This window comes from Bacteroidota bacterium (assembly GCA_016706865.1).
Taxonomy (GTDB): domain Bacteria; phylum Bacteroidota; class Bacteroidia; order Chitinophagales; family BACL12; genus UBA7236.
Window position 1 is genome coordinate 102,758 of the sequence record JADJIS010000003.1, and the last position, 25,143, is coordinate 127,900.

Genomic DNA, 25,143 nt, shown 5'->3' on the forward strand with positions numbered 1-25,143 from the left:
ACTTATTCATTAATCAAATTCAACGCACTTCCCGCCTTAAACCATTCTATCTGTTGTGCATTATAAGTATGGAAAACACTTATAGTATCAGAGGTTCCGTCTTTGTGATTTAATCTAATATTAAGCGGAATTCCCGGAGAGAATGTAGTCAATCCTAATATATCGATCGTATCATCTTCCAGAACTTTATCATAATCATTTTTATCTGAAAAAGTTAAACCCAGCATTCCCTGTTTTTTTAAATTTGTTTCGTGAATACGTGCAAACGATTTTACAAGTATTGCTCTTACACCTAAAAATCTTGGTTCCATTGCTGCGTGTTCGCGACTTGATCCCTCACCATAATTTTCGTCACCCACAACTATACTTCCAATTCCTGCAGCTTTATAATCCCGTTGAACTTTAGGAACTGATTCATATTCACCCGTCAACTGATTTTTTACATTATCCGTTTTTTCATTAAAAAAGTTTAATGCACCAATTAACATATTATTGGAAATATTATCGAGATGTCCTCTGAATTTTAACCAAGGACCCGCCATACTAATATGATCGGTTGTACATTTTCCTTTTGCTTTTATTAATAATTTTAATCCCGTAATATCTGTTCCTTCCCATTTTTTAAATGGTTCTAATAATTGTAATCTTTTTGATTGAGGATCAACCACAACGGTTACACCCGAACCATCTGCAGCCGGCTCCTGATATCCTGCATCACCAACATCAAATCCGGTTGGAGGTAATTCAATTCCTGTTGGTTCGTCAAATTTAACGGAAACTCCATCTTCATTAATTAAAGAATCAGTTAACGGATTAAATGTTATAGAACCCGCAATTGCCATTGCTGTAACAATTTCCGGCGATGCAACAAAAGCATGTGTATTTGGATTACCATCATTTCTTTTTGCAAAATTTCTATTGAAAGAAGTAATGATAGTATTTTTTCTATTTGGATCTGTAGTATGTCGCGCCCACTGACCAATACATGGTCCGCAAGCATTTGCTAAAACCACGCCACCAATTTTTTCAAAATCATCTAATAAACCATCGCGTTCCACAGTAAAACGAACTAATTCACTTCCGGGAGTGATAGTAAATTCTGATCTAGCTTTTAATTTTTTTGCAGATGCTTGTCGCGAAATAGACGCAGCTCGTGTAAGATCTTCATAACTGGAATTTGTGCAACTTCCAATCAATCCAACTTCTAAAGTTTCAGGCCATTCGTTTGTTATTACAGCATCTTTTAATTTTGAAATTGGCCATGCAAGATCCGGAGTAAAAGGACCATTTACATGGGGTTCTAATTCACTTAAATTAATTTCAATTACCTGATCAAAATAGTCAGCTGGATTTGCATACACTTCGGCATCTCCTGTTAAATGTTCTGCAACTTTATCAGCTAATAATACCACTTCATTTCTTTCTGTTGCATTTAAATATCTGCGCATACTATCATCGTATCCAAAAAGTGAAGTGGTTGCACCAATTTCGGCACCCATATTACAAATGGTTCCTTTACCTGTACAGGAAATATTTTCCGCACCTTCTCCAAAATATTCCAATATCGCTCCCGTTCCACCTTTAACAGTTAAAATACCGGAAACTTTTAATATTACATCTTTCGCACTTGTCCAGCCGCTCATTTTTCCCGTTAATTTAACACCTATCAATTTAGGCATTTTTAATTCCCAGGGAAATCCCGCCATAACATCCACAGCATCTGCACCACCAACACCAATTGCCACCATTCCAAGTCCACCCGCATTTACGGTATGACTATCTGTTCCTATCATCATTGCACCAGGAAAGGCATAATTTTCCAATACTACCTGATGTATGATACCTGCACCCGGTTTCCAAAATCCGATTCCATATTTATTACTTACCGAAGCAAGAAAATCATAAACCTCTTTATTTGTATCCATAGCAGTGATCAAATCTGCATCGGCACCAATTTTTGCCTGGATCAAGTGATCGCAATGCACAGTGGAAGGCACGGCAACTTTCTTTTTCCCCGCACTCATGAATTGTAAAAGTGCCATTTGAGCTGTTGCATCCTGCATCGCAACACGATCAGGACCAAAGTCAACATAATCAGCTCCTCTCACATAATTTTTTGTTGCTAAACCCTCGCTCAGGTGGGTGTATAGAATTTTTTCGGTAAGGGTAAGGGGGCGATTTAATATTTTACGTGCAGCTGCAATTTTTTCAGGATAATTTGCATAAACCTGTTTGATCATTTCAATATCGAAAGCCATAATTCAATTGTATTTTATTTCTCAAAATGTGTTAAGATGTTGCGGATGCTCACCGTTATTCGTGTATTTTTGTAAAACTTCTGCAAAGGTAACACAGGAAATACAGAAGTAGTTTATTTAAACTAGTAAAAATTATAATTTAGACAAACTTAAAATAATTTGACCTTAAAAGAAAATATCAGTCTTGCCTTACGGGCCATTCAGGCAAACAGGTTGAGAAGTATTATCACGATCACGATAATTGCTATCGGTCTAACTGCCTTGATCGGAATACTCACTGCCATTGATGCATTGGAATCTTCCATTAATTCCAATTTTACCACCTTAGGTGCAAATTCCTTTTCTATCCGCAATTTCAATGAGATGTCGGATGGCGATGAAAAACCCAAACCACCCATCAGTTATAAGGAGGCTAGTAATTTCAAAGATAAATATGAATATCCTGGTTCTTATGTTTCGATTTCCAGCATATTTATTCAAGGTTCGGGAACGGTGAAACAGGCTGCTAAAAAAACGAATCCCAATGTTGATGTATATGGGGTGGATGAAAATTTTATTTCGGTTGTGGGATATAAAATTGAGCAGGGCAGGGGCTTTTCCGTGCAGGAATTAGAAAGTGCCTCCCGCGTTGTGGTTTTGGGAAGTGATGTTGCAAAAAAAGTATTTACCGAAAAGGACAATCCCATCGATAAACCCATCTCCATAAATAACCAATATTACAGGGTAATCGGAATTTTGGAACCCAAGGGGAGCAGTTTTATGCAATCGGATACCCGTGTTTTAATACCGCTAACCTCTGCGAGAAGTGTTTTTCCTAAATCCGGTGCTGATAATTATATCATTACTGTTGGAGTTAGCAATGCACAAGATATGGAACCCGCAATTGGCGATGCCACCGGTTTGCTTCGTCAGGTGCGCAAATTAAAAATAGGGGAGGAGGATGATTTTAATGTATCTAAAAGTGATTCGGTTGTAAGTGTAATGCTCGACAGTTTATCATATGTTGCCATTGGTGCCATGTTCATCGGATTTATAACATTAATTGGAGCTGCAATTGGTTTGATGAATATCATGCTCGTGCAGGTAAATGAACGCACCCGAGAAATTGGTGTCAGCATGGCCATTGGTGCAAACAGAACAACGATCCGTCGTCAATTTTTGATTGAAAGTATCGTTATCTGTATTCTTGGTGGTATTTGCGGTATTATTTTAGGAATTTTCATCGGAAATATGGTTGCCCTTGCATTAAATGCCAACTTTATACTTCCCTGGCTTTGGATTTTTATTGGACTGATAGTCTGTGTGATCACAGGTATAGCAGCAGGTTATATCCCCGCCCGCCGTGCTTCTATGATGGATCCGATTGAGGCGCTACGTTACGAGTAATTGATAATTGACAATTGATAATTGACAATGTTACTTTGCATGTTAATTCTCGTTTCACATGATGAATTTATTAAGCCATTGAAGGTTACTGTGGGCAGTTAACAGTCAACAGTGGGCAGTAGGCAGTTTGTAACATTGGAAATTGTAGCTTCGAATTATAAATGGTTACTAAATTTATTACAAGAACTATAGCTCCCCTTTGGGGCTGGGGGCCCGTGGGCAGTAGGTAACATTGGGGCCTGTGTCTTCGAATTGTTATTTCACAAAAATTATAAACTTAGTATGTTTTAATCCGTCCTCAATTCTCAATGAATTTCAATTATTTTCTCTAGCAATATTCTTTATGTAAGGTGTCAAAACTCAATTTTTTCGTTAACCCGGCTGTTTAATTCTCAACTCTCAATTCTCAACTCTCAATTAATTTGTGTATATTTGAAAATGTCTAATTCAGAAAACCGAACCGCACCGAAAAAAAGTTACTCTATTTCCAATGATCTGATGTTGAAATTTATTGATGGTTTACCATCGTTGAAGGACAATAACAAGAACACAGAATTTATTTTATCAGCCCAAACTGTGGATGATATCATTATATCAGATAAAAATAATTCCGATGCTAAATCCGCAGTTGGTACTAAAGGAACCATTAATATCAAATTCAGTTACGACTTTGTAAATGATCGTTGGTTTTTAAATGATAATAAGATCAGTGTTGTTGATAGAGAGCGGGGGTAGTAGGACCTAGGACCTATGACATATGACCTATGACATAAGACCTAGGAAAACAAACAGTGGGATAAAGTAAAATTTCGCAAGAAATTTAAACTCCTCTTTTATGACATAGGAAGTAGGAAATAAGACCTAGGAAAAACAATGGGATTTAGTAAAATTTCGCAAGAAATTTAAACTCCTTTCTCCTTTCTCCTTTCTCCTCACTCCTTTCTCCTCTCTCCTTTCTCCTCACAAATACAGCGCCCAATAAACAAACAACATCATTAATCCTCCAACAGCCATTAATGCATGTAGTAAGGCATAAACCTGTGGTCTCCGGTCTTCGGGTTTGTATTGTTTAAATGCATAGAATCCTAGAAAGCCCGCAATAATAAAAAGCCCTAAACTATATCGCAGATAATAGGATATATATTCCAGCTGAAATAAATAAATGGTGAGTACTATCAACCCTGCAAATGCAATTACAGAATGAATATTTTTTAGTGATTTTGAAATAGGCCTGCCACCTACTACTTTGGTAATTAAAATTGTTCCGAGTACACCTGCCAAACAGAACAATGCAATACTTATGTATATCATATAGGTAGTTTTCTATAATAGGGCAAATTTTATTCCATGCAAGTGATTGATTTTCATATCATTTTAACATATTTCTCCACATAAGTTCCTTTTAATCAGTTCAGGTTAAGGCTTTCATAATGATTTCGGTTCTTCGTTTAATAAATGAATAGGCCATTTCGCATTTAAAATGCATAGTTTCGTGTAATTTCTGAAACGTTTTCAATTAAAAAAGTGTAGCTTTATTTCCACAACCTGTGGTACTTTATGAAAGATTATCAAAAAAAACTCCTCAATTATTCCTCATTGGCTACTGGAATAATTACTCTTGGTCTTGGGGATGCGCAGGTAATTTATACTGACATATATCCTGATATAATGTTATTTGACGAAATGGATGAAATTGGGATGCAATACCTTGATTTTAATATAGATGGAGTTAATGATATTGGATTGAGCTTTACTACACATTATGGTTGCGGATATTGCCCTACACAGGTATTTTTTAACCTCGATTTAACAGGTTCAAATAATATTGCAGCTGATTTGGCGGGACCATGTTACCTTTCGTCTACATACACATCCAGCACGGTGTGTATTATACCTGCGCAAAATGTTGCGAAAGTTTTTGCAGAAGGTGAAATAGTTTCCGAATTTAATTCATGGGATCAGATCGATGAGATTTTTGATTCCAATAAATGTGGAATGTTTGGCGGAGGATGTATTCAAGGTGAGTTCGACTTTAATTCCCCGAAACAATTTTTAGCATTTCAAATTATTAATATCGATACAAATTATTGTTGGTTGCGATTGGCATGGGAAGGTGAATCTTTATTTATGAAAGATTTTGCCTGTTCATCTACACCCGACGATTCCATTTTTATCCAAGATAAAATAGCTGATGAGGTGCGCGATCTGGTTTTAATAAAAGATTCATGCACAGGTGGAACAGATGAATTAAAAGTGAAATTTAAACCTCCATTGGATGAGGAAACAGTAAGTGAATATCGTATTATGGTTGCTCCCAGTTATGGATTTAATCCCAACTCCGCTTTAATAGTTGCGCCTGAAAATTATGTAAGCGTTTTGCCAACAGGTAATGATATTGAAATCAGACTCCCTAAAAATTTTCCAAATTATTTGGGTGAGGAATTACCACCTTTTACGGATATCAAAATAACTGTTGTTTCAATTTCTAAATTTCCAATAACTAATGAGTGTTCCCTGGTCAGATCACTTCCTGCACAATTCGGTCTTGACAGTTATCCGGAAACGCCAGATGATTTAAGTTTGACTGCAACTACCTTGGCTTATGATCCTTCCGATCTGTTTTTGTCACATGAAGAAGTTTTTGATACTTCGCAATCCAGTGCCTTTAGAATTTTTATAGTTAATGGTGTCGAGTGGTACGATTTCTCATTAGCTGAGGCGGAAGCAATTGCTCCTGCAAATTATATTGAGATACCACCATTATTTAACTTCAATTTTCAGTTGCCTGAAAATATGAAAAGGTGGAATGGAGATGCAATGGAACCAGATACGTATTATCGGGCATTTATTCTTGTTATGTATAAGGATGGGATTAAATGTGCAAATAAATTAAGTGATGTCTCTAACTATGCTTCCTTTAAAGCAAATCCAAATTCCATTGAAAATGTATTGCAAGATTTTAATATTTTTTATAGGGAAGATTTAATAGTTATTTCTTCAGTCCGAAGCATACAAGGCACTGTATGCGTGTTTGATCTTAAAGGAGCTCTGGTTTTTGAAAATGAAATTTTTGCTAATGATATTAAAATTCCATTTGCTCAACCACCCGGTATTTATATTGTGAAACTTGAAACTGAAACCGGAATTTACCGACAAAAAATTTTCGTCCAATGAGAAATGATCGCTCTGGAAAAATGTTAAATTATTCAGCACTTGCTCTCGGATTTTTAGCTGCGAATAATTCAGAAGCACAAATTGTTTATACCGACGTAGAACCCGACATATTACTTTACAGTTTGGAAGGTGGATGGCTTGAAGACGAAGGTATGCAATATATTGATTTTAATTTTGATGGTAATATTGATATTGGATTAAGTTTTCATACAGCTTATGATTGTGGATATTGCCCAACCTGGACATTTTTTAATCTCGAATTATATGGCTCTAATAAAATCGCAGTAGAATTTGCAGAAGCATGCTATTTGTCTTCTACATTTGGGAGTGGATATTCATCAACCGAATGTATTATTCCCGGCCAAAATGTTGCAAGGGTTTTCGTTGAAGGGGATACTATTTCAGAATTTATTGATTGGGATCAAATAACTGATATTTTTGAAACGCATATTTGTGGATATTATGGTGAGGATTGCACACAAGGTGAATATGATTTTCATGCATCTAAACAATTTCTAGGATTTCAAATTATTGATACTGATACAAATTATTGTTGGTTGCGTTTAGGGTGGAATGATGATTCATTGTATATAAATGATTTCGCTTGTTCCTCTGCACCTGCAGATATTATTACGGTAAAAGATAAAATAGCAGATGCAGTGCATGATCTTGTTTTATATACTGATTCATGTACCGGGGGTACGGATGAATTGAAGGTGCAATTCAAGAAAGCATTGGATGAGGAAACAGTTAGCGAATATCGCATTATGGTTACTCCGGGATATGGATTTTCTGCAAATGAAGCATTATTAATTTCTCCCGAAAATTACCTTAGTGTTTTACCCACAGGTAATGATATAGATATTCGGCTGCCAAAAAATTTCACTAATTATATCGGTGATGAGTTACCCATATTATCGGATATCAAAATCACTGTATTTTCTATTTCTAAATTTCCTTTCAGTAATGAATGTTCCATGGTTATATCAAATCCTGCACAAATTGGAGTAAATAGCTTCCCCGAAACTCCCACTGAAGTAAATTTGATTAGCACTGAAGTTGCGTATAATTCTTCTGATATATCTGTGTCTATCGACGAATTAATTGATACAACGGTATCAAGTAAATTTCGAATAATGATGATTCTGGGGTCGGTTTGGGATGAATTTACTTTGGAAAATGCAGAATCAGCTCTTCCTGAAAATTACATTGAAATTTTGCCCACGCAGGAATTTAATATTCAATTACCGGAAAATATGAAAACCTGGAATGGAGATTTTCTGGAACCATTTATTTTTTATCGCGCTGTAATTCTTGTATTACCTAAGGATGGAATTACATGTTTAAATAAATTAAGTGATGTGTCCAACTATGCCTCCTTTAAAGCAAATCCAAATTCCATTGAAAATGTATTGCAAGATTTTAATATTTATTACAAGGAAGATATAATTTTTATTTCTTCAGGCCGAAATATACAGGGTAACTTACGCGTGTTTGATCTTAAAGGTACCGAAATTTTCGAAGATGACATTTATGGTGATGATATTAAAGTTCCATTTCATAAACTGCCGGGTATCTATATTGTGAAACTTGAAACAGAAACAGGAATCTATCCTCAAAAAATAATTGTGCAATAAATTATTTCAATTATCAAAATCATAAAAAAAACCTCAGAACTTTCGCCCTGAGGTCTATTTATATTCTCCAACCATTTTCTTTTATGATGAAGTGAAACATAATTCACATTCACCTCGGCTGTTAAATTGTCAATTGTCAATTGTCAATTTGATTTATCCTTCTACCACTTCAAAATTCACCGGAATATTATGATCCTTATCCAGTGCTATTGTTGCAGCATAAGTGCCTAAGGTTTTTACTTCTTCAGGAAGAACAATTTTCTTTCTGTCGATAACCAAACCTAATTGTTTTTTAATTCCTTCCGCAAGTTGAACGTTAGTGATAGATCCGAAGATCTTGTCATTTTGTCCCACTTTTGCTCCAACCTTAATTGTTGTTGCCTGCAATTTCGCGATCACTTCCTGAATTTTATCCAGTAATAATTTTTCGCGTTTGTCGGAAGCTTTGGTTCTTTCCGCCATTATTTTACGATTGCCCTCGTTGGCAAGTACTGCAAATCCCCTAGGGATCAGGTAATTGCGACCATAACCATCACGAACTTTTACAAGTGTATTAGAATCGCCAAGATTATCTACGTCTTTGATTAAAATTACTTCCATCGTTCGTTATTTTAAAAGGTCTGTAACATACGGCAATAACGCCAATTGACGGCTGCGTTTTACAGCCTGAGCTACTTTGCGCTGATATTTCAAACTGTTACCTGATAAACGGCGAGGTAAAAGTTTACCTTGTTCGTTCACAAATTTCAATAAGAATTCAGGGTTCTTGTAGTCGATATACTTAATTCCGCTTTTTTTGAAACGGCAGTATTTCTTGCGCATCATCCCTAATTTGGGTGCTGTGAGGTATCTGATGTTTTTTCCTGCTGCCATGATTACGCTTCTGCTTTTTCTTTTTCTTTGTTTAACTTATTAGCTGCATGTGCGCCGGTTTTAGCATTTCTGCCAATTTCACCGCGACGTTTGCGTTCGTTGTAGTCGATGGAATACTTATCGAGGCGAATAGTTGCAAAACGCAACACATTCTCATCACGGTTAAACTGGATATCCAATTTTCCGGTGATGTCACTTGGGCCTTTGTACTCAAGCACGTAATAAATTCCCGTGCTCTTTTTCTTGATGTTGTAAGCTAACTGCTTAAGGCCCCAGTGCTCTTCGGCAACTATTTCACCTCCGTTCGAACGAAGGAAATCCTTATAGGCTTCCTCGGTCCTCTTCACGTCGTCATCTGAGAGGACAGGAGTGAAAATGATGACTGTTTCGTACTGGTTCATTTTTTTTGTTTGATTTTTTATAAATGGACTGCAAAGATAGGTGTTTTGCCGCTAAAATTCCAAATATCATTTAAATGGCTTTTTAAACCCTTTTCGATTCCTGCGGTCATAACTTAAATTTGTGTTTAATATGAAACTAATCGCAGTAAAAACCACCTGCATCACAGCTTTTGCCATTGCATTGCTGTTTGGATGTAAAAAAGAAAGAGCTGACACCGACATCTATGCTTCCCTTGATAATTCTATTGCCGACGCTTCATTTAATGATCTGCAGGCCGTTGTAAACCAGCAGGCAGCAGAAAATGGTTTCGCAGGGCTTTTGACCGAAACATACGGTAAAGTGGCAGATGATTGCCCTACAACCACCTTTAGTGCCCCGCTTGGAGAATTTCCGAACACCATGACCATCGATTTTGGCGAAAGTTGTGTGAGTTACCTCGGTTTGGAGAGATCAGGTATTGTAATGGCAACTTTTAGCGGACCTTACTCCACAGCAGGAACAGTTATAACTGTTACTACAGAAAACTACTTTGTTAACGGAAATAAAGTGGAAGGAACTAAAACGGTTACAAATGATGGTTTGAATGATGATGGAAATATTATTTTTTCCGTAACCGTAGTTGATGGTCTAATAACTCTAGAAACCGGAGAAACAATTTCCTGGGACGCAACCCGCACACGTGAATGGCGGGAAGGAGAAGAAACCTTGGCTTTGGAGGATGATATTTATGCAATTTCCGATGGTATAGGTGCCGATTTTGCAGCTTCCGGTATTAACAGAAACGGAGTGGCATTCACCACACATATTGCAGAACCTCTGGTAAAAGAAATGGATTGTATCTGGATAGTAAGTGGAATTTTAGAAGTTACTCCCGAAGGCCTCACAACCCGCGAATTGGATTTCGGAGATGGTGCCTGTGATAATGATGCAACTTTAACCATTGGAGAATTTACCACGGATATTACGTTACCATATTAACCGGGTATAAAATTTACTAAAAAGCCGCAAGGAGGTTTTCTTTGCGGCTTTTTTGGTTAATAGTCATTAGTCAATAGTCATTAGTCATTAGTCATTAGCCAGGAGTAAAAGCATCCGGCTTACAAGGATCAAACTCACCACTCATCACTCACTACTCACCCCTGTGTCAATATTCATTATTCAGGAGTAAAATCATTCGGCTATCGTGGATCTACTCATTACTCCCGTCCGACCGGGTCGTCCGGGCGGGCATCACTCATTTCTCATATAATAAATATGGCTCAACTCAGAATAAACTTACCACTCACCACTCCCTAATTTCTACATTCCAATTCGAGGGTTAATATATAGGCATTAGTCGGATCTAATTCGATTACCTTATTGTAATAAATACAAGCCTCAGTTTTTTGATTAGCTACCAATGCATAATATGTACAGCAATAGGAATATGCTTCAATCAAGGTCTTTCTGTTTCTCTCGATATCTTTTTCTGCCAACTCAATAAATTTGAGATAATAGGGAAGTGCTTCTCCAGTTACTTCTTCTTCTATTTTCAACTTCGTTTTTGCACGCTGTAAATAACCATCCGGTGAATTCGGCTGCATAATTATAAACTGCGCAAAGGTGGTATCAGCATTCACATAATCATTGATTAAGAAATATGCGCGACCAAGGAAATAGAAATCCAAAGGTCCACCACCAAATTTTGTGATTGCATTATTGTAGGCAACAATTGCTTCCGGATATTTTTTTGTGGAATATAAATATTTAGCATATTCTGTAAATACTTCCACAGTGGTGTTTGTATCGTTTTCTATTGCCATGGTGTAATAAAAAACTGCTTTTGTAGTGTCTTTCATTTCCACTGCTAATTTTGCGGAATATTGATAATCTAAAGGTTGTACTTTCTTTTCAGCAATATTCCAAAAAGTTTGTGATGCCTCATATCCTTCAGTAAATTTTAACAATGCAGCTTCAGCATCAGTTTTTCTCAATGTATCACCCAATTCATAATTTGCGTAATAAATAATTCTCCATGCAATGAAATTGGATGGATCATCAGCAATGATCTTTCTAGCCTCTTCAATAGCACAGATATAATCACCAATCTGGTAACAGGTTACTGCAGGAACAATACGAGCTTCCTTATCTTCTGCATTTAATTCCACATATTTATTAAAACAAGCTCTTACCTTGTCAAACTGGCCATCCAGATAATATTCTTCACCCAATTCTTTCCATACCACTGCAATATTCGGATCGTGTTGTATTGTTTTTAAAAATTCTTCAATTGCTTCTTTATGTTTACCGGTTTTTGCATGAACACGGCCAATACGTAAATGTGTAACAGCGATATTCGGATTTGCAGCCTCAGCCTGTTCGTATTTCGTCATTGCTTTTCCGGGGTCATCCATATCTAAATATGCATCACCATAGGCCAATAAATTAATTATCAAAGTTGGATCAGTGGAATACGCGATCTCATAATTTTTGATCGCTTCCGCATTATTTATTTTATAATATGCATCGCCGATCTGATAAAAGATCTCTGCATTTTTTGATTTGCTCACTTTAATGGCGTCATCAAAATTTAACTTTGCTTCGGCAGGTTTGTTGTTTAATAAATTAACCTTTCCTTTTGCAACAAAAATTAATGCATTTTTATTTTCTACAAAATCGCCGGCTTTTGAAAAGTAATACTTTGCAGAATCCACTTTATTCGTCAATAAATAAACATTACCTAAATAATAATTTGACTCTACAGTAGGTGTAGTACTATTTAGAGATAATAATATTTTTTTCGCTTTGAAATAATATTCAGATTCAATCGCTTTTTTTGCTTCAGGTAAGGTTTGAGCCTGAACAACGGTCTGAATTAATAATACTGCAATTAATGTTCTAATGATCTTCATTTTCAGTTTTGGTTTTTTATTCTACTACTTTTATTTCCCGTTCAGGCATCTTTGCCGGAATGAGTCCTGCTTTTAAAATTATTCTTGAAGCCTTGCTTCTGTAAACAAAGTTGACAAAACCCGTGCCTAACAGCTGAGATATGTTCCCTTTTACTACTGTAACGCTCCTTTGAAGCGGATAACTATTGGTTGCAATGGTGGATTGCGACAATTCGTAAACTTGTTTGATACCCTCTGCATTTGTTTTTGAAACAGATAATACTTTAACACCTTCCAGTATTGCCTGTGCTGTTGGGTCATCCATATCACTTATTTCGGCGAATGATATAAAGCCGATTGTGTTCAGGTTGGCGGCAATGTAAGAGGCCAAAGTATCTTTATCATCAAGGGAGAACATATTAAGTAAAGAAGCACCTTCATTTTCGATCAATTGATTGATCATACTACCGTTTGCCTTATTAAAAACAAAATTTGTGTTTTGATATTTACCGGTATAACCGGGTTTTCTGCTTTTGATAAATTCGTTCATATCGAAAACAGAATCTGGATTATTTTGAGATGTGATAACTGCAATGGCTTCCGTAGCTATTTTAAATTGTTCGGGTTCGAATTTATGGGTTTTTTCAAGGGCAGCTAATTCTGTTGCATTTAGTTCTCTTCCTGTAATGATCATTTGCGTTTTGTTTTGCAAAAAGGCATCCAGTATTTCGCGGTCGCTGGCATAAGTAGCCTTTATTTTTGCTTCCGGATAAACGTTTTCATAAGATTTTATCAATTCTCCAACCAGCGAAGTATAACTTGCATCTGCATAAATAACGATCTCTCCTTTATTCATATTCTCCACATCCTTATCAAATGAATTGGAACTGCATCGCCAAAAGCAAATACCTATTACTAAAAGAAAAAATATTTTATATATGTTTTTAATATTCATTATTCGTTTTCACGCATTATCTCTTTAGCTTCTGAAACTATACGGATCATTCTGAAAATTCCGTAAACTAATAAAACAATACCTAGTGCATAACTATAATTTTTTCCAAGTGCAATTATAAGGTCCGGTATCAATATAAGTATAAACCCAATGGTAATATACATTACTGATGCAAAGGACTTTAACAAAAGGACGGGATGTTTTAAAATATTAAATCGCATAGCTATATAAAAATAAAACCATCTTAGGATTTCGCCTCAGATGGTTTTAAATATTGATTGAATCATTATTAATCGGAAAGGTCGAATTTAACAGGTAGTGTAAAATAAACATTTACAGCTGCTCCGTTTTGTCTTCCCGGTGTCCAGTTCGGCATTGTGCTAACTACTCTCACGGCTTCTTCATCACAACCTGCACCAATTCCTCTTTGAACTTTCACATCTGAAACCTTACCGTTTTTGTCAACAACAAATTTAAGGTAAACAGTTCCTTCAATACCATTATCTCTTGCCATACGAGGGTATTCAATATGACTTGCGAGATATTCGTATAATTTTTTAACACCACCCGGATATTCCGGATTTTGTTCAACAAAACTATAAATGGTTTTATCCTCTACAACTTCTTTTTCTGTTACAACTGTTTCGATGATGATCTCTGCATCTTCATCACCTTCCTGAGTTTCAGTGGAGATGTCTGCTTTAATTTCATCTACACGAACTACTTCTTCCTCTTCAGCAACTTCCTCATCTTTTTTAACTACCATTTCCACAAACTTAACGGTAGGTCTTACCGGTGGAGGTGGCGGGGGAGGTGGAGGTGGGGGTGGTGCAGCTTCATCCAATGGTGGTGGTGCTGTTAAAGTTACAATACGGTTAATGGATTCATCTTCCTTACTTTTCTTTAAAAAACCAAAATCGATATAACTTGCACTGGTTAGTACTATAGTTGCACCAAAAATGATAGCAGATGCAATTAATGTGTTTTTTACCGATAATTGGCGCAGAAAAAATGCACCATAGGCTTTATTTCGATTGTCGAACACAATTTCGTCCATCGATTGCCTTAAATATTTTTTGTTATCTTCCATCATAACGATTCGTTTGTTTGTCTGATGCTTATAGAATTAAATTTCCATAAATTATTCACTCAATTATTATTCCGGAACAACATCTAATCTACCGCCATTGGCAATTGCTTCTTTTTCAAGTTCAGCAATATCCTGAATAGCATAAATTTTTGTACTGGTAATATCCATCTCGTCCAGAATATCCACCATGTTCTTATAAGTGGCGCCATCTGTCATTTTTATGATCACGATCATTTTTTCGGGATCACCGTGTTCTTTACCTACAGATTTTTGTTTTTTATAAATAATATCGCGAACTCCTTCTGCTGAATAATTGGTGGTTTTCATATCAAAAACCACTTGTCCTTCGTAATACCAGATCTTATCATCCTTATCCAATATTACATTTAAAACCATAGATTCCTTAACGTCTGTTTTTACCTGATCATCTTTCTTTGGCATGTTTAACTCCATTGCCACCGGTTTATTTAGGGTAGTGGTTAACATGAAGAAAGATATAAGGAGGAAGGCAAGATCCACCATTGGGGTAAAATCCACACGGGTCGACATTTTCTTCGACCTGACCTTACCCTTACCGTGTTTACTATGACTCCCTTTCTCCGGGGTTTGAATATCTGACATAACCTTTTAGTTTTTATTTGGTTACCGGAGCAACAGTTGCACCTGTTACCGGTCCTTCCAAAGTGGTTATTAAATTAAATGTATGAATGTTCACAGGCTCATTGGTCAATGTTTTAATGATCTCCTGAATTGCCTGAATATTGGCATCCTTATCACCTTTTATTGCAATACGCACTTCCGGTCGGTCGGCACCTGATTCTTCACGATCCAGTCTGTCGGCCCATCGTCCGGATTGAATCCAGTCGCGGAGTTCATTGTTCGCAGAATCGATAGGTACGCCGGGATAATCGCGCAATGCAGCCAATTGATCCGGAGGCATGCTCAATACCTGAGGTAATTGTGCTATCTCGTAACCCATCATTTCCACATTGGCAAAATTTGCAATTTGTTGATCAGTAAGGTCATTAAGAGCAGGATATGTTGCCCCATAACGCTCAATAAGGTTTTGAAGTGTTACGATCTTAACCTTTGGATTGTCCATGGAATAATAAACCTTTCCTTCCTTATCAACTGATATAACCATAAGGTTATCCGGAACCACGGTTTCCGATTCAGAACTCGGCATGTCAATAACAACCGGTTGTGAAGGACGGAATTTAGCCGTTAATATGAAGAAAGTCAACAGAAGGAACGACACGTCAGTCATGGCGGTCATATCCACTATCGTACTACTTCTTTTTACTTTAATTTTTGGCATCGTTACGTTTTTTTAAACGTGCACTTAATAGGATTATTTTTCTGAAGCAGCAAATGTTTGAGTGATCGTAAATCCGATCTCATCAATACCGTAAGTCAGTTTGTCGATCATTCCTGTAAAAATGTTATAGAAAATGATGGCAAAAGCGGAAGTTCCGATACCGATTGCTGTATTTACAAGGGCTTCAGAGATACCGGCTGACAAAGCGGATGGATCGGGAGTTCCTTCTGCCGCAAGTGCTGCGAAGGCTCTGATCATACCTAATACTGTTCCCAATAAGGCAATTAACGTTCCTATTGATGCAATAGTTGCAAGAATTGGAAGGTGTTTTTCTAAAGCAGGCATTTCTAATGCGGTTGCTTCTTCAATTTCCTTACTGATGTTCAATACTTTTTGCTCAGTGGTAGCTTCTTTATCTGCTTTCATTTCAGCATATTTATGTAAACCTGCGTTCACAACATTTGCTACAGAACCTTTTTGACGATCACATTCTTTTAATGCTGCTGTCATATCCTGATTGCTTAAATGAAATTTGATCTTTTGTAAAAATGATTCAATTGATCCATTGCCTTTTGCTTTGGAGATGGTCATTAATCTTTCGAAAAAGAATACCATTACTGTTAAAAATAAAGCCAATAAAATAGGTACGATAAATCCGCCCTCATGAACTAGGGCTAAATAATTACCCGGAATTGGTTTACCATCTGCAGTGAAGTTGGAATCACTTCCGGCTACAAAAATGTAGAATAATATCCCGATAACGAGATTCACACCCATAACGATGATTCCAAGACCCGTGATCGTGGTCTTCTTAGTTGGTTTTGCTGCTGTTTGAGCCATAAGGTTTAATTTAATTTCCTTTTTAAATGTTTAGAGTTGGCAAATATAGATTAATTTTTAAAAAAGTGTTTTTTTAATTAAGAAATCCACAATTTGCTGTTGTTATTTTTATGTTAACCGTATTCAAATATAATTGTTTATAACGGTTGTGCGATGTTAAACCGAAATGTTGAATATATTGGTATAAGGGTAGGGTGGTTTTACACAAAAGTGACATAAAACAAGATTCGAAGGGAGAAGATTCGAAGGGAGAAGGGGAAGGCTCTAAGGAAGAAAAAAGGAAGGAAGGGGTGGGTAAAGGGTAAAAAAGGGCTTTTTGCCTAGGAGTGAGGCTCTCGCTCCCAGCGAGGGTCTCACTAGCGGTAATAATCCCAAATTGAAGATTCGAAAGGTGATGAAGTGAAGATTCGAAGGGAGAAGATTCGAAGGTAGAAGGGGAAGGTTCTAAGGAGGGAAAAAGGAAGGAAGAGTGGGGAAAGGGTGAAAAAGGGCTTCTCGGGTGGCAGTGAGGCTCTCGCTTCCGGCGAGGGGCTCACTAATGGTAAAGTTCCCTCCAGTGGGACTTTCGTTCATAGGAGGATCTAACTAGCGGAATTAAATGAAATAATCAATGAAATATCATTAAGGTAAGATTTAGATGAATGAAATAATCAATGAAATATCATTAAGGTAAGATTTAGATGATTTATTTCTTTGAAAAGTGGGTTTGGAAGGGCAAAATTTGATTATTAATCCAAATTTCCGTCTATTTGTGTAAAATCACACATATGAAAAAATTACTACTCATTTTATTTGCAATCGGCAGTTTCTCAGTGGCTTCGGCACAAATTTATGGTAATGCATTGGGCGTAAGGTTTGGTTATGGGGGAGGAATTTCCTACCAGCATCAATTGAATAAAACCAATCGCGTGGAGGCCGACCTCGGCATGGGGTTAGGTAATTCGTATTCCTATTTCAGATTAACAGCGGCCTATCACTGGGTTTTTGATATTGGGACAGGATGGAACTTTTATGTGGGTCCTGCTATAACGGTAGGAAGTCAATTTTTAAAGAACGATTATTTAGGCAATGGAAAGGAGGGATTGTTTATTATGGGTGGGGGACAATTAGGTGTTGAATATAATTGGCAAAGTTTACCTTTTCAGATCTCACTTGATGTATTACCCCAATTTGCAATCGTAAATGGATTTGATGACGTAGCCTTTGATCCGGCACTTGGGTTTAGGTGGATTTTTTAGAAATTGACAATTGATAATTGATAATTGACAATTGGAACAGCCACAAAAAATTGATAATTGACAATTGATAATTGACAATTGGAACAGCCGGGTAAACTAAGCAATTCGGCTTACGACCGTTTTATTGTCAACCTATTTCAGGACAAGACATTGTTGTCCTAGGTCCTATTTCCTAGGTCTTATGTCATATTTCTAAGTTCAATTAATTTTAGTTTTGTCTTCGAATTTTATAGATCTTGATCGCTATGAATAGAACGATCATTAAAACAATTATCCCGCAAAGTGCCCAAACCATATCCAACAGGTTTTTTAATTCTACGAGAAAAACTATAGCAACTAAAAATATTGTTGCGAGCTCATTTATCATCCGAAGTTTTTGGGAAGATGGGGTAGATGATGTTGTTTTTAATTTGTGTAACATTTTCAAACAATAGGTATGATAAAATATTAAACACACAACAAAAAATAATTTGAATTGCATCCAGCCTTGCGCTAAAAATTGATTGTTTATACTTAGTAAAATACTTCCTGTAATTAAAACAAGTATCATAGATGGAGTGCCAATGATGTTCATCAGACGCCTTTCCATAATGCTGAATTGATTGGTTAAAATACTTTTTTCAGGTTCTGGTTTTTGTGTGGCTTCCACATGATAGATAAATAATCTGACTATATAAAACAACGCGGCAAACCATGTTACAATAAATATAATATGTGTGGCGAGAATATAGGGATAAGCAGATACTGCGTCAATTAAAATCATTTTACCAAGGTGAAATTACCGGTGAGATCAACTTTTTTATTATTTAGTCTAGCGTTTAATACATAAGTATAGGTGCCTAATGGTTGAATTTCCCCTTCAAAAGTGCCATCCCATGATTTATCAATTTTATGGCTATCAAAAATTAATTGTCCCCACCGATTAAATATCTGTAATTGATATTCATTTATTTCGCCCGAATAATTCGGGCCGAAAATATCATTCACTCCATCTGCATTTGGAGAGAAAGCATTGGGCATGGAAATATGATCCTCACATCCATTAATTAATTCTATTTCATCACTTGCAGTGCATCCATTTTCATCGGTAACCGTTAGTGTATAAATTCCGGGAATACTTGTTGTAAAGTCCTCGGTATTTGCACCATTACTCCACGAATAAATATCAAAACCGGAAACGCCATTCACATTTGTAATTCCGCAAATGGTAATATCATTTCCAAGATCAATTATTGGATTTTCATATTCGGTAATGGTTATGGTGTCAGAAAAGGAACATCCCCCCGATAATATTTCCACCGAATAGATTCCGGGTTCATCAAAAGTATAAGTACTGTTAGTTGAACCATCGAACCACAAATAAGTTGCATCAACAGTGGATACATCAACGGTAACACTTTCACCGGTGCAAAATCCCGTTTCAATATATTCGGTTGATCCCGGTTCAACCACATTAACAGTAAATGTTGCGGTATCGAAATAACAATTATATGAAATGTAACCGGTTAATTCGTAGGTTCCCGGTCCGGGCCAATCAGTTACCGTAATGGTTTCTGTTTCATCGCCAGTATAAGTAACTCCTGTAGGGATATCCCATTCAATATTTGCACTTGGCAATGTTATTAAAGTGTATTCACTTACACTACCTAAACAAACAGTTGTTGGGCCTTCAATATCTATTGCAACAACATCCACATTGCGAATACAAATATTATCAATACTTGCGGTAAGTTTTCGCTGATAGGATCCTCCGGGGAAATTTCCATGTTGAAGAGTATTAAGACCGGTAATAGTTATAGGAACATCAAAACAAGAAATATTTCCAACTAATTCGGTAAATGCAGGATCACTAAAAACATCCAATTTTGTGAATTCTGTAGCAATTCGTGAAAACTGCAGGTAATAGGTTTCTCCATAGGGTACTTCAAACCTCGGTGATTGGGTAACAACCCCATTGTCGTTGAGCCATATCTCAAATCCAACACTGTCGGGGTCAACATCAAAATCAGACATCCACATCACCATCATTGCATCAGTATTTTGAAACTCACAGATGGAATAGGTGTCAGAAATTGGATTATCATCGCCTTCGCTCAAGGCAAAAATAACGGTGCCTGTTCTTCCCATTGCACCACCCTGAGTTGGAGTAAAATCGAATGAAGTGGTCCAAAAATCATCATACATGTCAAATCCCAGGTCGTGAAAATATCGGGTATCGTTTGCGTCGTTGGTGGCATTAAAATTTAATTTACCGGCAGATATCGTTAATGAACCACTTTGTTCATCGGAAAGGCAGGCTCCTGTTACGGGGTAGTAGTAATAAAAATATTCGTAGGCAGCATCGTCCGAAAAATCCTCTACAAACAAACAGGGTTGTGCAACTAAAGTGGTTACCGCTTGCATACAAAGTGTGGTGATCAGGGTAAGTGCGGGCAGTAGTTTCATGCCTGTAAAATTATAGATTTTAATTAAAAGAGATATTGTGTTTAGTTTTGTAGTATGAATGCTATTTCTTCGGGAGAATTAGAGTTGGGGATATTGGGGGGTGGACAATTAGGGAAAATGCTTATTGAGGCTGCAAGCGACTGGAACATACAGTGTCACGTATTGGATCCCGATCCGAAATGCCCTTGTGCATTACTCGCCCCTAATTTTGTTTGCGGAAGTTTTAAAGATTATGAAACGGTTTATCAGTTTGGGAAGAATCTTCAAAAAATCACCATTGAAATTGAACATGTAAATGTTGAGGCTTTGTTTCAGCTGGAAAAAGAAGGCAAAGAAATATTTCCCAAACCAGAGGTGTTGAAATTAATTCAGGACAAGGGTAAACAAAAAATGTTTTATGAGGATAATGTTTTGCCGACTGCAAATTTTCAGATCATAGAAAATAAAACCGAACTCATAAATTTAATTCGCGAGGAGAAGATCATTTTCCCATTTGTTCAAAAATCTTGTACTGCCGGATATGATGGAAAAGGTGTAATAGTAATTAAAGGACAAAGTGATATTGATGATCTTTTGGAAGGAGAATGTGTAATTGAAGATGTAATTGATTTTGAAAAGGAACTTGCCGTTATTGTTGCAAGAAATACCAACGGTGAAACAAAATGTTTTCCGGTTGTTGAAATGGAATTTCACAAGGAGGCAAATCTTGTAGAATTTTTGTTTGCACCGGCTCATATTGATAATACTACTGCTGAAAAAGCCTATAAAATTGCGATCGATTGTATTGAAGCATTTAATATGTATGGAATTCTTGCGGTGGAAATGTTTCTGACTAAAGAAGGGGAGATATTAATTAATGAGGTGGCGCCACGTGCGCATAACAGCGGACATCACACTATTGAAGCAAATTACACATCGCAATATGAACAATTATTGCGATGCATTTTTAATATTCCACTTGGTAGTACAGGAACCCGAAGCAGCTCTGTGATGATAAATATTTTGGGGGATGAAAATTTTAGTGGCGAGGCCAAATATTTGGGTTTAAAAAATTGTTTGGAAATGGAAGGTGTTTATGTTCATCTTTATGGAAAAAAAATTACTAAACCATTCAGAAAAATGGGACATGTAACAATTATTGGAAGCGATGAAAAAGTGTTGCGTGAAAAAGCGAATTTTGTAAAAGAAACATTGAAAGTGCAAAGTTGAATTAATAATTTCTAGGCTTAATAATTATATTATGAAAAAATCAAAATCAGCAGTTCCCGTATTAAAAAAACAGCCATTGGTTAGTGTAATTATGGGAAGTGATTCTGATCTGCATATTATGCAGGACGCTGTTGATATTCTGAAAGAATTTGGTATCCCGGTGGAAGTTACCATTGTAAGTGCACATAGAACTCCAAAACGAATGGTAGATTTTGCTTCCAAAGCGCATGGTCGTGGTATATTAGTTATTATTGCAGGAGCCGGCGGCGCTGCGCATTTACCGGGTATGGTTGCTTCTATTTCTCCCTTACCAGTTATAGGGGTTCCGATAAAATCGAGTAATTCTATTGATGGATGGGATTCCATATTATCCATTCTTCAAATGCCCAATGGAGTTCCTGTTGCAACTGTAGCTTTAAATGCAGCAAAAAATGCAGGAATACTTGCTGCAGAAATATTAGGTTGCAGCGACCTTGACATCCGTAATAAAATATTGGATTATAAAAAGAAATTGCAATTAACTGTAGAAGCGAAAGCTAAAAAAATGGAGAGATCGAATTAATATAGTTTGCTTCATTCCTTCATTCTTTCATTCTTTCATTCTTTCATTCTTTCATTCCTTTCCTCCTTCCCTCAGACCTGCACAGGTCTCCGAGACCTGTGAGGTCGTCGGACTTAATTCCTTCATTCTTTCATTCTTTCATTTCTTCACTCCTTTCCTTATCAATAGAAGCATTCAATTTTTTCTCATCAAAAAAGGCAAATATCATTGCAGCAATAAAACATAAAATAAAACCGAATACTCCTGATAATCTGATCCCTAATTCCTCAAAAGGTATTTTTTCAAAAACACCTGCTAAATATTTACCCAAACCTTTTGATTGATCCATACCGATTAAAATGGTGAAAATTACTATTCCCAATGTTTGGCCTAATTGTATAAATAAACTTCTGATTGCAAAAAAAGTGGCTTCGCGATTTTCTTTTGTTTCCCGTGCATCTGCATGGGTAAGTTCTGCCAATATCACCGGCGGTAAAATACCCAAAACTGAAAAAGGAACAGAGAGAATTGCAGCGAATAAATATGCTTCTGTTATATTATCCATTCCAAAATGTCCGAGATATCTCACTGTTGAAAAAACCGCCGACAACATAATAAGTGAAACGAGGATCATCATTTTTTTAGAATATCGTTTCGCAAGGTAATAAACCAGTGGCGACCACAGCATGGCAAGCCCCACGGCTGTTGCAACCATACCTGTGCCATGTTTTTCCTCCAGATGTAAAAGCGCTTTTATATAATATAAGGCACCTGTTCCAATAATTGTTAAGGAAATGAAATAGGTAAAATCTGCAATAAGGTATAACAATACATTTTTATTGCGCAATACAGTTTTGAAATTATCTTTTATTGATTGTGTTACACGATTGGGAATAATATATTTTTTTTCATTGATAAAAACCGGAAGTAAAAGAAATAACCATCCAATTAAAAAAATGGTCCAAATAGCTAATTGAAATGCGCGAAATTTATCCTCAATATGAAAAGCATCCTGATAAAAATTAAGCAAGGCATTGGAAGCACTGGCAACCACAAGTCCAAGTGTATATGCAATTGATTGAAAGGTGGATATACGTAATTTTATTTCGCTGTTATACCCCAACTCAGGTAACAATGCATTATACGGTATCACATAAAAGGAGATAGCAATATTAAATGCGATCTGGATACCGGCAAGCCACCATATATTATTAAAACTTTCTGTTCTGTTTAACGGCATATATAATAATATACCTGTTATAAGAATTGGTAAAAGTGCAAATGCCATAAATGGAATTCTTCTCCCTTTTTTATGTTCACTTTTATCGCTTTGATGAGCAATAAATGGATCGATCACAGCATCTATCAAACGTGCACTTAAAACCACCAGGGTGAGAGCATTAATAAAACCAAGAATGGTGATCTTGGGAATGAGATTATTGAGCTCGGCATCTCCAACCGGTTGATAAAAATAGATAATGATGCCTGCAAGCAAATTCACTACTATGCTCCATCCCATGGTTCCGGCCGCGTATAACAACTGTCCCCTTAATGGGATCTTTTCTACCTGCATTTTACTATTCTGAAAATTCGAGTGCAAAAATAGGGTAAACAAAGCTTACCACTTTTTATTTTTTTGGGAATGGGAGCAAACCCAAGTTAGTTTGATGTAAAATGTGCTTTAGAACCATATTAAGCTGCGAATTTCCCAAAAAATGCTTTTGAATTTGTAAAATGTTCGTTAATCCCATGTCTCCGCGGTTTTAAACCTTTAAAATTGCCTAAATCGGTTAATTTTGTGCCACGAAAATTAATAAAATGAAAAAAGTTACCCTGTGTTTATTAGCCTTTGCTCTCCTGTTAGGCGCTTGCAAATCGAAATTGGAAAAAAAAGATCAAAGTCTTGACGAAATGCAAGAGGAAGAACCAGGAAATTATGATCCTGTTTTATCCTCCGCATCGGCCACTCCTGTATATAAAAAGATTGGAGATTCCGTGGAGATGCATTTAAATATATATTATCCGGAAAATCACCTTACAAATCTTCCTTCACCGGTAATTATTTATTTTTTTGGCGGCGCATTTATTCATGGAAGCCCAATACAGTTTGAAGAACACTGTAAATATTTTGCAGGTAGAGGAATTGTTGCCATTGCAGCAGATTATCGGGTTATTTCTAGAAATAAAGGAAATGCATTGAATTGTATCTATGATGCAAAAAGTGCAATTCGTTACTTGCGTGAACATGCCCGGGAACTAAACATTGATCCTGATAAGATCGTGATGGCCGGTGGTTCAGCAGGTGCTTTTTTGGCAATAGAATGTGCTATCAATGATACCAAGTGGCAGGATGCAAGCGATAATGCTGCTGTTTCGCCGGTTCCCAACGCGTTAGTTTTGTTAAATCCTGTAGTTAATGCCATGGAACATAAATTCCGTATTGCAAAATTTCTGGATGATGAAAAGGCTCCTGAAAGTGAATCACACGCAAGTGAGATAGATCCTATGACCCACATCAAACCTGGAATGCCTACTGCTATTGCATTTCATGGCACAGCGGATAAAATTTCAGCCTATAAATTTGTTAAACAATTTAGTGATGATTATATCGCCGCCGGTAATAAAATGGATCTGCATACTTATGAAGGTGAAAAACATGGTTTTACATCCATGCAGAACAAAGGCGGTAAATATTTTCTGGAATCGCTAAAATTAACCGATGAATTTATGATCAGCCTTGGATATCTTTCAGGCAGTCCTTCTGTGGAAACTATTAAAATTCCGGAGATGAAACCGCAAACAAATAAAAAGACCCCGAATCTTAAAAATAAGAAAATTAAAAAAGCAGAGGAAGCAGCGCCGAAACCTCAATAAATAGCATGAATAATACTTTAAGTGTGTTAACAT

Annotated in this window: 24 protein-coding genes; 9 read left to right on the forward strand and 15 right to left on the reverse strand. The window is 36.6% G+C overall.

Annotation, left to right across the window (positions count from 1 at the left end):
- Positions 1-2 precede the first annotated feature (2 nt).
- Positions 3-2,258 carry an aconitate hydratase gene (locus tag IPI31_10065; protein ID MBK7568153.1) on the reverse strand — a complete coding sequence of 752 codons (2,256 nt, stop codon included), beginning with the start codon at positions 2,256-2,258 and terminating at the stop codon, positions 3-5.
- Between the two features lie 159 nt (positions 2,259-2,417).
- Between IPI31_10065 and IPI31_10070 the strand changes: the two genes are divergently transcribed.
- On the forward strand, positions 2,418-3,644 hold the full coding sequence (locus tag IPI31_10070) for an ABC transporter permease (protein MBK7568154.1): 1,227 nt from the start codon (positions 2,418-2,420) through the stop codon (positions 3,642-3,644).
- Between the two features lie 438 nt (positions 3,645-4,082).
- Positions 4,083-4,379 (forward strand): hypothetical protein, encoded by a 297-nt coding sequence (locus tag IPI31_10075; protein MBK7568155.1) that lies wholly within the window; start codon positions 4,083-4,085, stop codon positions 4,377-4,379.
- A 225-nt stretch (positions 4,380-4,604) separates the two neighbouring features.
- Here the strand turns inward: IPI31_10075 and IPI31_10080 are convergent, their stop codons facing one another.
- Entirely contained in the window at positions 4,605-4,955 is a 351-nt protein-coding gene (locus IPI31_10080) for a hypothetical protein (GenBank protein ID MBK7568156.1), read from the reverse strand.
- A 246-nt stretch (positions 4,956-5,201) separates the two neighbouring features.
- Between IPI31_10080 and IPI31_10085 the strand changes: the two genes are divergently transcribed.
- On the forward strand, positions 5,202-6,818 hold the full coding sequence (locus tag IPI31_10085; protein ID MBK7568157.1) for a T9SS type A sorting domain-containing protein: 1,617 nt from the start codon (positions 5,202-5,204) through the stop codon (positions 6,816-6,818).
- A complete protein-coding gene (locus IPI31_10090; GenBank protein MBK7568158.1) occupies positions 6,815-8,455 on the forward strand; it encodes a T9SS type A sorting domain-containing protein in 1,641 nt (546 codons plus the stop codon). Before IPI31_10085 ends, IPI31_10090 begins: the two co-directional genes overlap by 4 nt.
- 153 nt (positions 8,456-8,608) lie before the next feature.
- Here IPI31_10090 and rplI read toward each other — a convergent pair whose 3' ends face one another.
- Genes rplI through rpsF form a run of 3 tightly spaced genes read right to left on the reverse strand, consistent with a single transcriptional unit; the run spans position 8,609 to position 9,729 of the window.
- Complete coding sequence (rplI, locus tag IPI31_10095; protein MBK7568159.1) at positions 8,609-9,055, reverse strand: 50S ribosomal protein L9; 447 nt, start codon at positions 9,053-9,055, stop codon at positions 8,609-8,611.
- Between the two features lie 6 nt (positions 9,056-9,061).
- Positions 9,062-9,328 (reverse strand): 30S ribosomal protein S18, encoded by a 267-nt coding sequence (locus tag IPI31_10100; protein ID MBK7568160.1) that lies wholly within the window; start codon positions 9,326-9,328, stop codon positions 9,062-9,064.
- Positions 9,329-9,330: 2 nt separating this feature from the next.
- Positions 9,331-9,729, reverse strand: a complete 399-nt coding sequence (gene rpsF, locus IPI31_10105) for a 30S ribosomal protein S6 (protein ID MBK7568161.1) — start codon at positions 9,727-9,729, stop codon at positions 9,331-9,333.
- A 130-nt stretch (positions 9,730-9,859) separates the two neighbouring features.
- Here rpsF and IPI31_10110 point away from each other — a divergent pair, with 130 nt between their 5' ends.
- Complete coding sequence (locus IPI31_10110; GenBank protein ID MBK7568162.1) at positions 9,860-10,708, forward strand: hypothetical protein; 849 nt, start codon at positions 9,860-9,862, stop codon at positions 10,706-10,708.
- A gap of 314 nt (positions 10,709-11,022) precedes the next feature.
- Here IPI31_10110 and IPI31_10115 read toward each other — a convergent pair whose 3' ends face one another.
- From IPI31_10115 to IPI31_10145, 7 genes are all read right to left on the reverse strand, one after another.
- On the reverse strand, positions 11,023-12,621 hold the full coding sequence (locus IPI31_10115; protein ID MBK7568163.1) for a tetratricopeptide repeat protein: 1,599 nt from the start codon (positions 12,619-12,621) through the stop codon (positions 11,023-11,025).
- Between the two features lie 16 nt (positions 12,622-12,637).
- Positions 12,638-13,555: a substrate-binding domain-containing protein gene (locus IPI31_10120; GenBank protein MBK7568164.1), complete on the reverse strand. Its 918-nt coding sequence runs from the start codon at positions 13,553-13,555 to the stop codon at positions 12,638-12,640.
- Positions 13,555-13,743, reverse strand: a complete 189-nt coding sequence (locus IPI31_10125; protein ID MBK7568165.1) for a hypothetical protein — start codon at positions 13,741-13,743, stop codon at positions 13,555-13,557. Before IPI31_10125 ends, IPI31_10120 begins: the two co-directional genes overlap by 1 nt.
- A gap of 101 nt (positions 13,744-13,844) precedes the next feature.
- Complete coding sequence (locus tag IPI31_10130) at positions 13,845-14,648, reverse strand: TonB family protein (GenBank protein MBK7568166.1); 804 nt, start codon at positions 14,646-14,648, stop codon at positions 13,845-13,847.
- A gap of 63 nt (positions 14,649-14,711) precedes the next feature.
- Complete coding sequence (locus tag IPI31_10135; GenBank protein ID MBK7568167.1) at positions 14,712-15,266, reverse strand: biopolymer transporter ExbD; 555 nt, start codon at positions 15,264-15,266, stop codon at positions 14,712-14,714.
- A 13-nt stretch (positions 15,267-15,279) separates the two neighbouring features.
- The gene (locus IPI31_10140) at positions 15,280-15,963 is read right to left on the reverse strand and encodes a biopolymer transporter ExbD (protein MBK7568168.1); all 684 of its coding nucleotides are present in this window, start codon (positions 15,961-15,963) and stop codon (positions 15,280-15,282) included.
- Positions 15,964-15,996: 33 nt separating this feature from the next.
- A complete protein-coding gene (locus IPI31_10145; protein MBK7568169.1) occupies positions 15,997-16,803 on the reverse strand; it encodes a MotA/TolQ/ExbB proton channel family protein in 807 nt (268 codons plus the stop codon).
- Between the two features lie 767 nt (positions 16,804-17,570).
- Between IPI31_10145 and IPI31_10150 the strand changes: the two genes are divergently transcribed.
- On the forward strand, positions 17,571-18,041 hold the full coding sequence (locus IPI31_10150; protein MBK7568170.1) for a hypothetical protein: 471 nt from the start codon (positions 17,571-17,573) through the stop codon (positions 18,039-18,041).
- Positions 18,042-18,249: 208 nt separating this feature from the next.
- Here IPI31_10150 and IPI31_10155 read toward each other — a convergent pair whose 3' ends face one another.
- On the reverse strand, positions 18,250-18,804 hold the full coding sequence (locus IPI31_10155; protein ID MBK7568171.1) for a CopD family protein: 555 nt from the start codon (positions 18,802-18,804) through the stop codon (positions 18,250-18,252).
- Positions 18,801-20,486, reverse strand: coding sequence for a gliding motility-associated C-terminal domain-containing protein (locus IPI31_10160; GenBank protein ID MBK7568172.1), 1,686 nt, complete (start codon positions 20,484-20,486; stop codon positions 18,801-18,803). The genes IPI31_10155 and IPI31_10160 overlap by 4 nt, the downstream gene beginning before the upstream one ends.
- Before the next feature lie 54 nt (positions 20,487-20,540).
- Between IPI31_10160 and IPI31_10165 the strand changes: the two genes are divergently transcribed.
- On the forward strand, positions 20,541-21,695 hold the full coding sequence (locus IPI31_10165; GenBank protein ID MBK7568173.1) for a 5-(carboxyamino)imidazole ribonucleotide synthase: 1,155 nt from the start codon (positions 20,541-20,543) through the stop codon (positions 21,693-21,695).
- A gap of 31 nt (positions 21,696-21,726) precedes the next feature.
- Entirely contained in the window at positions 21,727-22,257 is a 531-nt protein-coding gene (purE, locus tag IPI31_10170; protein MBK7568174.1) for a 5-(carboxyamino)imidazole ribonucleotide mutase, read from the forward strand.
- Between the two features lie 130 nt (positions 22,258-22,387).
- Here purE and IPI31_10175 read toward each other — a convergent pair whose 3' ends face one another.
- Positions 22,388-23,809: an MFS transporter gene (locus tag IPI31_10175; protein MBK7568175.1), complete on the reverse strand. Its 1,422-nt coding sequence runs from the start codon at positions 23,807-23,809 to the stop codon at positions 22,388-22,390.
- 245 nt (positions 23,810-24,054) lie between these two features.
- On the opposite strand from IPI31_10175, the gene IPI31_10180 reads away from it, so the two are divergent.
- Positions 24,055-25,110: an alpha/beta hydrolase gene (locus IPI31_10180; GenBank protein MBK7568176.1), complete on the forward strand. Its 1,056-nt coding sequence runs from the start codon at positions 24,055-24,057 to the stop codon at positions 25,108-25,110.
- Positions 25,111-25,143: the final 33 nt, after the last annotated feature.

What these genes read in the sequence shown, in the direction of transcription:
- IPI31_10065 (MBK7568153.1), bottom strand. Translation starts at nt 2,258, where the DNA reads ATGGCTTTCGATATTGAAATGATCAAACAGGTTTATGCAAATTATCCT.
- IPI31_10075 (MBK7568155.1), top strand. Translation starts at nt 4,083, where the DNA reads ATGTCTAATTCAGAAAACCGAACCGCACCGAAAAAAAGTTACTCTATT.
- IPI31_10080 (MBK7568156.1), bottom strand. Translation starts at nt 4,955, where the DNA reads ATGATATACATAAGTATTGCATTGTTCTGTTTGGCAGGTGTACTCGGA.
- IPI31_10085 (MBK7568157.1), top strand. Translation starts at nt 5,202, where the DNA reads ATGAAAGATTATCAAAAAAAACTCCTCAATTATTCCTCATTGGCTACT.
- IPI31_10090 (MBK7568158.1), top strand. Translation starts at nt 6,815, where the DNA reads ATGAGAAATGATCGCTCTGGAAAAATGTTAAATTATTCAGCACTTGCT.
- rplI (MBK7568159.1), bottom strand. Translation starts at nt 9,055, where the DNA reads ATGGAAGTAATTTTAATCAAAGACGTAGATAATCTTGGCGATTCTAAT.
- IPI31_10100 (MBK7568160.1), bottom strand. Translation starts at nt 9,328, where the DNA reads ATGGCAGCAGGAAAAAACATCAGATACCTCACAGCACCCAAATTAGGG.
- rpsF (MBK7568161.1), bottom strand. Translation starts at nt 9,729, where the DNA reads ATGAACCAGTACGAAACAGTCATCATTTTCACTCCTGTCCTCTCAGAT.
- IPI31_10110 (MBK7568162.1), top strand. Translation starts at nt 9,860, where the DNA reads ATGAAACTAATCGCAGTAAAAACCACCTGCATCACAGCTTTTGCCATT.
- IPI31_10115 (MBK7568163.1), bottom strand. Translation starts at nt 12,621, where the DNA reads ATGAAGATCATTAGAACATTAATTGCAGTATTATTAATTCAGACCGTT.
- IPI31_10120 (MBK7568164.1), bottom strand. Translation starts at nt 13,555, where the DNA reads ATGAATATTAAAAACATATATAAAATATTTTTTCTTTTAGTAATAGGT.
- IPI31_10130 (MBK7568166.1), bottom strand. Translation starts at nt 14,648, where the DNA reads ATGATGGAAGATAACAAAAAATATTTAAGGCAATCGATGGACGAAATT.
- IPI31_10135 (MBK7568167.1), bottom strand. Translation starts at nt 15,266, where the DNA reads ATGTCAGATATTCAAACCCCGGAGAAAGGGAGTCATAGTAAACACGGT.
- IPI31_10140 (MBK7568168.1), bottom strand. Translation starts at nt 15,963, where the DNA reads ATGCCAAAAATTAAAGTAAAAAGAAGTAGTACGATAGTGGATATGACC.
- IPI31_10145 (MBK7568169.1), bottom strand. Translation starts at nt 16,803, where the DNA reads ATGGCTCAAACAGCAGCAAAACCAACTAAGAAGACCACGATCACGGGT.
- IPI31_10150 (MBK7568170.1), top strand. Translation starts at nt 17,571, where the DNA reads ATGAAAAAATTACTACTCATTTTATTTGCAATCGGCAGTTTCTCAGTG.
- IPI31_10155 (MBK7568171.1), bottom strand. Translation starts at nt 18,804, where the DNA reads ATGATTTTAATTGACGCAGTATCTGCTTATCCCTATATTCTCGCCACA.
- IPI31_10160 (MBK7568172.1), bottom strand. Translation starts at nt 20,486, where the DNA reads ATGAAACTACTGCCCGCACTTACCCTGATCACCACACTTTGTATGCAA.
- IPI31_10165 (MBK7568173.1), top strand. Translation starts at nt 20,541, where the DNA reads ATGAATGCTATTTCTTCGGGAGAATTAGAGTTGGGGATATTGGGGGGT.
- purE (MBK7568174.1), top strand. Translation starts at nt 21,727, where the DNA reads ATGAAAAAATCAAAATCAGCAGTTCCCGTATTAAAAAAACAGCCATTG.
- IPI31_10175 (MBK7568175.1), bottom strand. Translation starts at nt 23,809, where the DNA reads ATGCAGGTAGAAAAGATCCCATTAAGGGGACAGTTGTTATACGCGGCC.
- IPI31_10180 (MBK7568176.1), top strand. Translation starts at nt 24,055, where the DNA reads ATGAAAAAAGTTACCCTGTGTTTATTAGCCTTTGCTCTCCTGTTAGGC.